The sequence below is a fragment of the Pseudomonas abietaniphila genome (assembly GCF_900100795.1).
GTDB lineage: Bacteria > Pseudomonadota > Gammaproteobacteria > Pseudomonadales > Pseudomonadaceae > Aquipseudomonas > Aquipseudomonas abietaniphila.
The window spans coordinates 107,910-119,755 of the sequence record NZ_FNCO01000013.1; the positions used below are offsets into that span (position 1 = coordinate 107,910).

General features: G+C 59.0%; 10 protein-coding genes. 6 read left to right on the forward strand and 4 right to left on the reverse strand.

Features of this window, described 5'->3' with window-relative positions; all coding sequences use genetic code 11:
* Positions 1–112: 112 nt before the first annotated feature.
* The 5 genes from BLS87_RS23080 to BLS87_RS23100 all read left to right on the forward strand — a co-directional run bounded on the left by BLS87_RS23080 (position 113) and on the right by BLS87_RS23100 (position 4,672).
* On the forward strand, positions 113–1,471 hold the full coding sequence (locus BLS87_RS23080; protein WP_074756021.1) for a DUF6861 domain-containing protein: 1,359 nt from the start codon (positions 113–115) through the stop codon (positions 1,469–1,471).
* An 8-nt stretch (positions 1,472–1,479) separates the two neighbouring features.
* Positions 1,480–2,121 (forward strand): GAD-like domain-containing protein, encoded by a 642-nt coding sequence (locus tag BLS87_RS23085; protein WP_074756023.1) that lies wholly within the window; start codon positions 1,480–1,482, stop codon positions 2,119–2,121.
* A gap of 116 nt (positions 2,122–2,237) precedes the next feature.
* On the forward strand, positions 2,238–2,669 hold the full coding sequence (locus BLS87_RS23090) for a low affinity iron permease family protein (RefSeq protein ID WP_083370742.1): 432 nt from the start codon (positions 2,238–2,240) through the stop codon (positions 2,667–2,669).
* 127 nt (positions 2,670–2,796) lie between these two features.
* Entirely contained in the window at positions 2,797–3,918 is a 1,122-nt protein-coding gene (locus BLS87_RS23095; protein ID WP_074756025.1) for a DUF3182 family protein, read from the forward strand.
* Positions 3,902–4,672, forward strand: a complete 771-nt coding sequence (locus tag BLS87_RS23100) for an alpha/beta hydrolase family protein (RefSeq protein ID WP_074756027.1) — start codon at positions 3,902–3,904, stop codon at positions 4,670–4,672. Before BLS87_RS23095 ends, BLS87_RS23100 begins: the two co-directional genes overlap by 17 nt.
* Positions 4,673–4,794: 122 nt before the next feature.
* Here the strand turns inward: BLS87_RS23100 and BLS87_RS23105 are convergent, their stop codons facing one another.
* Positions 4,795–6,012 carry a zinc-dependent alcohol dehydrogenase gene (locus BLS87_RS23105; protein ID WP_074756029.1) on the reverse strand — a complete coding sequence of 406 codons (1,218 nt, stop codon included), beginning with the start codon at positions 6,010–6,012 and terminating at the stop codon, positions 4,795–4,797.
* A 310-nt stretch (positions 6,013–6,322) separates the two neighbouring features.
* Between BLS87_RS23105 and BLS87_RS23110 the strand changes: the two genes are divergently transcribed.
* On the forward strand, positions 6,323–7,327 hold the full coding sequence (locus BLS87_RS23110; protein ID WP_208605190.1) for a ketopantoate reductase family protein: 1,005 nt from the start codon (positions 6,323–6,325) through the stop codon (positions 7,325–7,327).
* A gap of 191 nt (positions 7,328–7,518) precedes the next feature.
* Here BLS87_RS23110 and garD read toward each other — a convergent pair whose 3' ends face one another.
* The 3 genes from garD to kdgD all read right to left on the reverse strand — a co-directional run bounded on the left by garD (position 7,519) and on the right by kdgD (position 11,641).
* Positions 7,519–9,072 carry a galactarate dehydratase gene (gene garD / locus BLS87_RS23115; protein ID WP_074756031.1) on the reverse strand — a complete coding sequence of 518 codons (1,554 nt, stop codon included), beginning with the start codon at positions 9,070–9,072 and terminating at the stop codon, positions 7,519–7,521.
* 11 nt (positions 9,073–9,083) lie between these two features.
* A complete protein-coding gene (locus BLS87_RS23120; RefSeq protein WP_074756033.1) occupies positions 9,084–10,457 on the reverse strand; it encodes an MFS transporter in 1,374 nt (457 codons plus the stop codon).
* Between the two features lie 272 nt (positions 10,458–10,729).
* Positions 10,730–11,641 (reverse strand): 5-dehydro-4-deoxyglucarate dehydratase, encoded by a 912-nt coding sequence (kdgD, locus tag BLS87_RS23125; RefSeq protein WP_074756035.1) that lies wholly within the window; start codon positions 11,639–11,641, stop codon positions 10,730–10,732.
* Positions 11,642–11,846: the final 205 nt, after the last annotated feature.

Below are 11,846 nucleotides of genomic sequence, written 5' to 3' on the forward strand. Positions count from 1 at the left end.
GCCCACAGCAGACGGTGAGTACGTTTTAGGCATCTCCGCGCCGCTGTCACGCCCGCTCATCCACGCCTTGAATAGCGTCTTTTCTTACCAAGGCGTTGCCAGAGAGGCAGGCGTGTTCTTCCGCAACATCGTACCTTCGTGGTTCGAGCTTGAGAAACTGATCGCCGACACGTTCGCGCGCCGAACTCATCGACATCCAAACGACCACACCCATTTGTCCGGGCCGGCGGCACACTCCCCGGTCAACCGCGCCCATAAGGTGCGCATGGCGTTCCATCAAGCCCTGTCGATTGCCGCGCAGATGATGCGACAACGCTTTGCCGATCTCGACATCGACGATGTCATGAGCGAACTGCTCGATGTCGTCAGCCAAGCCGCGATGATCATGGTAGCTAGTCTCCTTACCGGTGCCTTGATTGGTGGCGGGGTCGGGGCGCTCGCGGGTGGTATCGGCGCGCTGCCCGGTGCCGTCGCGGGTTCCGCCATCGGGCTCAAGGCCAGCGGCTCGATCCTCGCTGCACTGGGACTCACGGCGGTGGCCGAGTTCTTTGTCGACGGATTGCCAGAGATAGCCGGTTATTACTGGCGCGGCATCAACATCGCCTGGGATTCTCCGCAACCCCTCGACCGATATTGCTGCGGCGATCCAATGGTCGTAGCACGTGCGGCCCGCGAAATCGCCCTCGGCCACGTCGCCATGGTTGCGCTGCTGCTCAGCGCCATCGGCGCCTACCTGACCCGAGGACGTGGCCAAGCTCAAGCGCTCGCAAGCGAGATGCAACAGACCGCCAAGGGCTCGAAGCTTGCTCAGTGGATGCTCAAACACGAAGACGCGTTGAAACGGCGTTCGGACTTGCAACATCGTGGTCCGGTGGGCAATGGTCGGATCGACTCAGCGGATGCTCAGAAGCCTCCCTCAGAACGGCAGCGACAAGAACAGCCGCGCGTTAAAAAGCCTTTGGGAATGCCGGAGCACAACGTGCCGTGTTTCAACGCTGGTAACCTACCAACGAAGAAGATTCCGGAGTTTGATCGGCAGTTGGACGGGCAACAAGGTGGTTTGAATGATTTGACGGTAGATGAGTATTTGAGGGGGCGGGCGGCATTCAAGACGGGGGATGTGATAAGGGATCCAAAGGTTGCTACGAAAGCGCGACTGGATCTTTCTGATTTTTTGATCAAGACAACGAGTGCCGAACTGAGTAGTAAAGGGATGCCCCTATGGGAGGCTGAGCAAGCTGCAATAAAGATCACCCAAAAAAAGATGAGCATGCTCGCGGCGCTGCACAACCCAGATTTAGTTGCTGGAGGAAAAGACAAAATCTCGGATTTTGGAGATCGGAATGTCAACTCAAGTATTGGAGCTCAATGGCGCAGACGGATCGACGGACTTGACGAGGCGGCGAAAAAAATCAACGTAAGCCAAAGAGCAGACACCAAAATCAACACCAAATTGACACGCTGCAAATAGAGGTTCGAATGGACGAATATTTTGAATATTTTTTAAGCAAAATGGGACCCGCTATCGAACCGCATAAGATTCCTTCATCAGTCATGGATCAGTATAAAAACAAGCTGCCAGGACAGCTCTTGGAGCAGTGGGCGAAATATGGCTGGAGCGGCTACGGCGAAGGTGTTTTCTGGACCGTTAACCCTGCTGACTACGAGGACGTTGTTCATGAATGGCTGAAGCAATCTGGGATATCTTCCGCAGATCAATACCATGTCATCGCAAGGGGAGCGTTCGGCGACTTGTACCTATGGCAACAAACTACGGGTACCGTACTGAAAATCGCTCTTGTTTACGCTCGATATCATGAAGATAAAAAAACTGCGTTGGCAAAAGACTTTGATGAAGAAATCAAGGCTTTCTTCGCCTTTACAAGGCGTGAATCCAACGACTTCGACAACCTCTTCGAAGAAGCGGTAAAAAAACTCGGTCGCCTCAGATACGACGAAATGTATGGCTTCGTCCCCGCCATCGCGCTCGGAGGCCCCGTTGAATTGAAGCATTTGCAGAAAGTGAAAATCATCGAGCACCTCGCCTTTCTATCCCAGTTAACCCCCCTCACCGACTGGGGCTTTCCCGACTACGACACGATCATGAAACTGACTGAGTAATGAGCTGTTCGGCTGGACCTGACACGCCGCCCGCCTGATTTCATTTTGTAAGAAGAAATTTCAACGCTCCGCCGCGGTCCCTTGGTTATCTCCTCGATTCGCTAAGGACACCGGCAATGAAATTCTCCAAGTTCGCACAGGCGTTGTCGAAATGGACGGGCAGCCCCCGGACCTTTCTCGTTGCCGTGCTGATGATTTGCATGTGGGCCGCGACCGGGCCGTTGTTCCATTACAACGACACCTGGCAGCTGATCATCAATACCTCGACCACCATCATTACCTTTCTGATGGTCTTCCTGATCCAGAACACCCAGAACCGCGACACCGACGAGCTTCACATCAAGATCGATGAGTTGTTGCGGGTCACCAAGGATGCGCAAAACGCGGTGTTGAGCCTGGACAATCTGGACCAGAAGGAACTGCGACAACTGCGCAAGAAATATAAAGCGATGGGCGATCAGGAGGAGGCGGATCACACCCAGCCGTTCCCGAAATGTGACGCGGATGACGCGAGGGAAACAGCGGGCCAGCTTTCGCTCCCACAGTAGAGTGCAGGCGCCACCGACAGCCGAGCGGCGCGGCTTCTGAACTGTGGGAGCGAATTCATTCGCGAAAGATGTGTCAGACCCAACAGGTGTATTGCGAAATACCTCGGTCTCGACAGGGAGTTCGCCCATGAGCGGATCACGCAGTGCTGCAAAGTCTCAAGTCGTTCTACTGGCGACTCACAAAAAACTGGCCACTCATGAAACCGTTGTCCAGCAAGCGCTCGGCGAACGCATCGCCAAACTGCTCGGCGCCACATTCGTCGGGGCTTACGACCCGGCGCAGCACAAAGATCCTGCGCTCTACTACATCCCGTCCGACACGCTGATTGGCAAAAAAGCAGGCGACGCACTGGGCATTCACAGCGTCGACGACTTCTTTGGCGGCCTGATCGATTACCCGTTCATGGCCACCAAAGCGATCTCTCACCCGATGCTCGACGATGCGACGGCCAAACCCGAGGGTTGGTCGGTCCGTTTCTTCGAGGACGCCGCTGACGCCGTACTCTCAGGCTTCAGCGTCTTCAACGAAGCCGATGCCAGGCGTGCGGGACGGCAGTTGCTCGAAAACGGGCCCGTGCGCATCAAACCCGTGCTGGCGACGGCAGGTCGCGGTCAGGTGGTCGTCACCACGGACGCGGAGCTGGACAAGGCCATCGCCGAACAGGACATGGCCGAGGTCGAAGAATGGGGGCTGGTACTGGAGGAGGACCTGAGCGACGTCATCACCTACAGCGTCGGGCAGGTCCAGGTCGCGGGCATCATGGTGAGCTACCACGGCACCCAGAGCCTGACCCAGGACAACAACGGCGAGACGGTCTACGGCGGCTCACAACTGTGGCTGGTGCGCGGCGACTACGACGAGCTGCTCACCCTCGATCTTGAAGACGACGTGCGTCGGTCCGTCACCCAGGCCATGCGTTACGAGAAGGCCGCGCTGGCGTGCTTCCCTGACTTCCTCGCGTCGCGCCGCAATTACGACATCGCCCACGGCACCAATGCCCGTGGGCAGGTGTGCTCTGGCGTGCTCGAGCAGTCATGGCGCATCGGCGGTGCCAGCCCTGCCGAAGTCGAGGCGCTGGTGGCGTTCGCTGCCGATCCTCAATTGCAACGGATCTGCGCCTCCAGCCACGAAATCTACGGGCCCACCACCTTGCCCGCCGATGCCCATGTTCTCTACGAAGGCGACGACCCCGAGGTCGGCCTTATCAGTAAATTCACACAGGTCCAGCCTTATGACCGTACGCAGTGAAACCATCGACATCACCGTAAGCGACGATTACATCTCCGGCACCATCCTCACACCGGGCGCGAAAATGCCCGGCATCCTCTTCGTTCACGGTTGGGGCGGCAGCCAGCAGCGCGATCTGGCGCGAGCGAAGAACATCACCGGTCTGGGTTGCGTGTGCCTGACGTTCGACCTTCGGGGCCACGAGCGCACCCATGAAATGCGCGCGTCGGTCTCACGCGAACACAGCATGGAAGACTTGCTGGCGGCGTACGACCGGCTCGCCAGCCATCCGGCGGTGGATAACAACGCAATTGCGGTGATCGGCAGCAGTTACGGCGGTTACCTGGCGACCATTCTCAGCGGCATGCGCCCGGTGCGCTGGCTCGCGCTGCGGGTTCCGGCCCTGTACTGGGACGCTGATTGGGACATGCCGAAACAGGCGCTGGACCGCGACAAGCTAGCGCATTACCGGCGCTCCGCAGTGACAGCGTCGGACAACCGCGCGCTGGCCGCTTGCAAAGACTTCAAGGGCGACGTGCTGCTGGTGGAATCCGAGCAGGACGACTACGTGCCTCATGCCACGTTAATGAGCTATCGCACCGCCTTCGACCTGGCGCATTCGCTGACCTATCGCCTGCTGGACGGGGCCGATCACGGCTTGACCACCGACACCAGCCAGCATGCGTACACGACGCTGCTGACCGACTGGATCAGCGAAATGGTCATCGGCTCGCGGCTTGTGGATTACCCGCATCATTCAGCGGCGTATTCGTAATACCGTCGCGGATGTTTGCTGGCTGTAGCAACTGTCTTCCTCACGCTACATGTACAGCCTCTTCTGGAGGCTTTGATTCTGCCCGAAGGGCGTAGGAGCGCGCTTGCTCTGGGCTTGCGGCACTAACTCGATAGATCCGCGTCATTCGCCGACGCATCCACCCGGCTGTCGAACCCCGGCGTGAGGATGATCTTGCGGCAGTCTTCTTCTTTCTTGTCGAAGATGGCATACCCGTCCGCGGCTTCTTCCAGTGACAGGCGATGGGTGATGATCGCATCGGGCGCCAGCGCGCCTTCCTCGATCATCGTCAGCAACTGCGGCAGGTAACGATGCACGTGGGTCTGACCCATCTTGAAGGTCAGGCCCTTGTCGAAGGCATCGCCAAACATGAAGCCATGAATGAACCCCGAATACACGCCCGGCACGCTCACCGTCCCGCCGCGACGCACGGCGGCGATGCACTGTCGCAACGCCTTGCCGCTGCTGCCTTCGAGCTTGAGCGTGGCGAGGATGGTTTCCGTGGTACTGCCCTTGGCTTCGAACCCCACGGCATCGATCACAGCGTCCACGCCACGCATGCCGGCGGTCTGACGGATGATGGTGTCGGCCGGGTCGTCGTCGTCATCGAAGTTGATCGGGATCACGCCATAGGTGAACTGCGCATACGCCAGACGATAAGCATGATGATCGACCATGAAGATCTTCTCGGCACCCAGCATTTTCGCGCAGGCGGCGCTCAATAATCCCACCGGACCCGCCCCATAAATGGCGACGCTGGAGCCCTTCCCGACCCCGGCATTGAGCACGGCTTGCCAGGCCGTCGGGAGGATGTCGGACAGGAACAGCACCTTCTCATCCGCCAGCGTGCCGGGCACTTTGAACGGGCCGACGTTGCCTTTCGGCACCCGCACATACTCGGCCTGGCCGCCGGGCACACCGCCGTACAAATGGCTGTAGCCAAAGAGTGCGGCCCCCGGCGGAATGGATTTTTTGTTGAGGATCGCCCCCCGGCCGGTGTTGGTGGTTTCACAGGCTGCAAAGGCATCGATCTGACAGAAAAAACAGCTGCCGCAGGCGATAACGAACGGAATGACCACCCGATCGCCCGGTTTGACGGCCGTGACCTGAGGCCCGACTTCCTCAACGATTCCCATGAACTCATGGCCAAAGATATCGCCCTGCTCCGTGGCGGGTATCTTGCCGCGATACAGGTGCAGATCAGAACCGCAGATGGCCGTCGCGGTGACCTTCAACAGCACATCGTCGGTTTCTTGAATGATCGGGTCTGCAACGGTCTCGACACGCACATCATGGGCGCCGTGGTACGTCAATGCACGCATGAACATCTCCTTGTCTTGCAGCCAAAGCCGCCGAGGCAGACGGGTTCTGAGAACGTATGCAATAAGGATAGGTGCGGGCGCAGTGAAGTTCAGAGCGGTAGATCGCAGGTGACCAGCGGACGCCAACGTGACAGTCCTCTGTGGCGCATTCATTCAAGAAAAATGGCTCGAGCGACAAAGCCGTGTTGGATGCACTGACGCATCGCGAATGAATTCGCTCCCACAGAGGTCGCAGTCATTGGCGATCAGGCGGGTTCAGGTCATATTGCTGACGACGGCCTCAACCTTCTTACGCTCATCGGGAGTCATCATGAGTTCTTCTCCCCTGCGCATCTGCATCGCGGGTGCTGGCGCCATCGGCTGCACCCTGGCGGCCCGCCTCGCGCTGACGGGGCGTGCGGTCAATGTGTTTGCTCGCGGTCGTACGCTGGCCGCGCTTCAGCGCAATGGCATACACCTGCAGGATCTCAAGGGTCGCCATCACGTTCAGGTCACTGCCAGCGACAACGCTGAGCACCTGGGCGAACAGGACCTGCTGTTCCTCTGCACCAAAGCGCCTTCACTGAGTAGTCTGCTACCGAACATTGGTCCGCTGATAGGCCCCAATACGGTCGTGGTGCCGGTGATCAACGGCGTGCCCTGGTGGTATTTCCACGGCGAAGGGGGGCGTTTTGACGGCGACCGGGTCGAGACGGTCGACCCGGACGGGCGCATCACTGACACGCTGGACCTGCACAAGGTCATCGGCTGCGTGGTGTTCATCACGGCGCAAAGCTCAGCGCCCGCGGTGGTGAAGACCCACAACCCGTATCGCATTATCTTTGGCGAACTGGACAACCAACTGACGCCGCGTCTCGAAAACCTGCGTGCGTTGATCGAAAGCGCTGGCATCGAGGCTCAGGGCACCGACCGTATTCGCGATCAGCTGTGGACAAAAATCATCGCCAACCTGACCTCGAACCCCGTGTCCGTGGTGACGGGCGCAACACTGGAGCAGATATACGGCCTGCCGGACATGCGCGAGCTGGCGTTGGTGACGTTCAATGAGGCGATGCAGGTTGCCAGCGCTTACGACGCCAAGCTAAGCATGGAGCCGACCACGTTCATGCAGTTCGGCGCCAGCATGGGGCCGGTGCGGACATCCATGCTGCAGGACTTCGACAAAGGGTTGCCGCTGGAGCTGGCGGCGATTGGCGACGCGGTGCTGGAATTGGCGGCAAAGGTGAACATCCCGATGCCCATCACCCGAAGCGTGCTGACACTGGCAAGGTTCTGCGGGGAACATCCGCACCATAAGGAGCATGGACGGCATTGAGGCGAGGACGGCGTCATTCCCACGTGCCCGTGGGACGTGTGAAGGATCAAACATGACGCGAAGCATTGCCGAATACCTGACCCTGTGGGAGCGAATTCATTCGCGATTGCTCGGTGACTCCGACAGATGTCCATCGGATGTACCACCGCATCGCGAATGAATTCGCTCCCACAGTTGTCATCGATTTGCCTTTAGGTAATCGGCGCCGGGTTGAACAAGGTGATGTCGTTGTGCAAACGGTAGTGCTCGGTCCAGGTCTTCTTCTTGCCGCTGGCGACATCGAGATAGAAATGGAACAGCTCCCAGCCCAGGTCTTCGATGCTGGCGCGACCGGTTGCGATACGCCCGGCATCGATGTCGATCAGGTCCGGCCAGCGCTGGGCCAGCTCGGTACGGGTCGAGACCTTCACCACCGGTGACATCGCCAGACCGTACGGCGTGCCGCGACCGGTGGTGAACACGTGCAGGTTCATACCGGCCGCCAGCTGCAGCGTGCCACAGACAAAATCACTGGCCGGTGTCGCGCAGAAGATCAGGCCTTTGCGGGTGACGCGCTCACCAGGGCCAAGCACCCCGTTGATCGCGCTGTTGCCGGATTTGACGATCGACCCGAGGGACTTCTCGACAATGTTCGACAACCCGCCCTTCTTGTTGCCCGGCGTGGTGTTGGCGCTGCGGTCCGCTTCGCCTTTGGCCAGGTAACGGTCGTACCAGTCCATCTCACGCACCAGCTCTTGCGCAACTTCAGTGGTTTCGGCACGGGAGGTCAGCAAGTAGATCGCATCACGGACTTCGGTCACTTCCGAGAACATCACCGTGGCGCCTGCGCGCAGCAGCAAGTCGGAGGCGTAACCCAGCGCCGGGTTGGCGGTGATGCCGGAAAACGCATCGCTGCCGCCGCACTGCATGCCCAGGATCAGCTCGGACGCCGGCACGGTTTCGCGGCGACGCTGATCGAGCTTCTTCAGGCGCACTTCGGCCAGCTCCATGATCTGTTCGATCATTTCGTTGAAGCCGTGTTTGGAATCCTGCAGGCGGTACATCCATTCATCGCTCAGATCGACCGAAGGGTCGTTCTGGTGCATCACCTGATCGGCCTGCAGTTTTTCGCAGCCCAGACCGATGACCAGTGCCTCGCCCCCCAGGTTCGGGTTGCGCGCCAGGTTACGCACGGTACGGATCGGGATGTAAGCGTCCTTGGCCGTGATCGCCACGCCGCAGCCGTAGGTGTGAGTGATGGCAACGACGTCGTCGACGTTCGGGTATTTGGGCAGCAACTCCTCACGGATGCGCTTGACCGCAAAATCCAGCACGCCGGTGACGCATTGAACCGTGGTGGTGATGCCCAGGATGTTGCGCGTGCCGACAGTGCCGTCGGCGTTGCGGTAACCCTCGAAGGTAAAGCCATCCAGCGGCTCGCCCTTGCCCGGCACCTCCGTCGACAGCGGCAAGCTGTCCAGCGGCGGCGCGCTTGGCATGCGCAATTGATCTTCCTTGACCCAACTGCCACGGGGAATCGCTTGCAGGGCATAACCAATGGTCTGCCCGTAACGAATCACCGCCCCGCCTTCGGGGATGTCCACTGTATTGACCTTGTGGCTCTGCGGCACGTTATCGATGGTCACCAGACCATTGTCGAATTCTGTCCCCGCCGGTACGCCCTGGTCATTGACCACGACGACAACGTTATCGCGCTCATGCAAGCGGATGTAACGCGGCGAGTCGGCATGTTGGATCAAGTTCATCACGGTTTTCCTCAGATTTTCGCTTCAGAAAGCTTGCCGGCTTCGCTGGCCGGCAAATCACCCTGCGTTGGGGTGTCTTTCAATTCCACACGTTTGATCTCGCCCACGATAAACACGTAGCTGATCACGGCCACCAGTGCGTTTGCACCGACGAACACCAGAGCCCATTTGAACGAGCCGGTGGAGCTGATGATGTAACCGATGACGATCGGGGTGGTGATCGACGCGATGTTACCGAACATGTTGAACAGACCGCCGCTCAAACCGGCGATTTGTTTTGGCGAAGCGTCGGACATGACCGCCCAGCCCAGTGCGCCCACGCCCTTGCCGAAGAAGGCCAGCGCCATGAAGCCCACGACAACCCATTCGATGTCGACATAGTTACAGGTGACGATGGACGTCGACAGCAACAGACCGCCGATGATAGGCGCCTTGCGGGCGAACGTCAGCGACTTGCCGCGACGCAGCAGGTAGTCGGAAATGATGCCGCCCAGGACGCCACCGATGAAGCCGCAGATCGCTGGCAGCGACGCGATGAAACCGGCTTTCAGGATCGTCATGCCGCGTTCCTGCACCAGGTACACCGGGAACCAGGTCAGGAAGAAGTAGGTGATGCCGTTGATGCAGTACTGCGCCAGGTAGATGCCCAGCATCATGCGGTTGGTCAGCAGCTGCTTCACGTAGTCCCACTTCGGGCCGCCGCTCTTGCCTTTGCCCTTGTCATTGTCCATATCGACCATGCCGCCGTTGTTGGCGATGTGGTCGAGCTCTGCCTTGTTGATGCTTGGGTGGTTGCGCGGGCTGTGGATGACTTTCAGCCAGATCAGCGAGAACACGATGCCGATGCCGCCCATCACCACGAACACATGCTGCCAGCCGAAGGTGTAGACGATCCACCCCATGATCGGGGCGAACAGAACGGTGGCGAAGTATTGCGCCGAGTTGAAGATCGCCGAGGCCGTGCCGCGCTCGGACGTCGGAAACCAGGCCGCCACAATGCGCGCGTTGCCAGGGAAGGAAGGCGCTTCAGCCAGACCGACGAGGAAGCGCAGCATGAACAGCGCAACGATCGCGGTGGAAAGACCGAACTCACCGACATAGCCTTGCAGCACGGTGAACAGCGACCAGGTAAAGATGCTCAGTGCGTAGATCTTCTTCGAACCGAAGCGATCGAGCAGCCAGCCGCCTGGGATCTGACCGGCCACGTAGGCCCAGCCGAAGGCGGAGAAGATATAACCGAGGGTGACGGCGTCAATGCCGAGGCTTTTTTGCAGACTGGAGCCAGCGATGGCGATGGTTGCACGGTCGGCGTAGTTGATCGTGGTCACCAGAAACAGCATGAGCAGGATCAAATAGCGGACGTGTGTCGGCTTGGTTTTTTGCATGTTCGAAAACTCCCACTAATTATTTTTTTGCGCGGGTTAAACGATCTTTTATGTGTGTGTGTGTGCTGCTCGCCTCTGCCCCTAAATCCAGATGCGATTGAAGCGGGTCCTGCGGTGTAGCCTTTGATGCCTGGGGGACACTCACACGCGGGCAACCTTGCCAGCGCGAATTGCTCGAAACGGAAAATACCGGGTCGCAGCGGCCTTCGAGAAACAACGCCCCGACGGCAAAAAACCGCTGATCGCTCAGCGGTTTTGCGACAGGTCAGCTGTTATTGCTGGCCCTGCTTGTCCATCAGTGCAGCGAGCATTTCGAACTCTTCCTTGGTCAGGTCGGTCAGCGGAGCGCGGACCGGACCTGCGTCGTAACCGGCGATTTTCGCGCCCGCTTTGACGATGCTCACCGCGTAGCCGGATTTACGGTTACGGATGTCCAGGTAAGGCAGGAAGAAGTCATCGATCAGCTTGCCGACCGTGGCGTGGTCGTCTTTGGCGATCGCGTGGTAGAAGTCCATCGCCAGCTTCGGTACGAAGTTGAACACGGCCGAGGAGTAGACCGGCACGCCCAGCGCCTTGTAGGCAGCGGCGTAGACTTCAGCGGTCGGCAGACCACCCAGGTAGGAGAAACGGTCGCCCATGCGGCGGCGGATGGAAACCATCAGCTCGATGTCGCCCAGGCCGTCTTTGTAGCCGATCAGGTTCGGGCAACGCTCAGCCAGTTGCTCCAGCAGCGCAGGCGTCAGGCGGCAGACGTTACGGTTGTAGACGACAACGCCGATCTTGACCGACTTGCACACTTCTTCAACGTGACGGGCAACGCCGTCCTGGCTGGCTTCAGTCAGGTAGTGAGGCAGCAGCAGCAGGCCTTTGGCACCCAGACGCTCGGCTTCTTGAGCCATCGCGATGGCTTGACGGGTAGGACCACCCACGCCCGCCAGGATAGGCACCGACTTCTCGCAGGTGTCGACGGCAGTCTTGATGATTTCGGAGTATTCGTCGTTGGTCAGGGAGAAGAACTCACCTGTACCGCCTGCGGCGAACAGTGCAGAGGCGCCGTACGGGGCCAGCCACTCCAGACGTTTGATGTAACCCGCGCGGTGGAAATCGCCCTGGGCATTGAAGTCGGTAACCGGGAAGGACAGCAGACCGTGGGAAAGGATGGACTTCAGTTCTTGTGGATTCATTATTCGAACACCCTGGGAAGCTAATTGTATGAATGGATCACCAGACCTGCGCTGATGTCGTAAGTCATCGTACAACTAGCAATGAGATCACTCAATAGGGGTGTGGAATTATTTCTTGGGCGAGGGATGAGTGGTGATTCTGAGAACGCCAGGATGTGACGACAGGTCCAGACTGTAGGAGCGCGCTTGCCCGCGATCTGCTGCG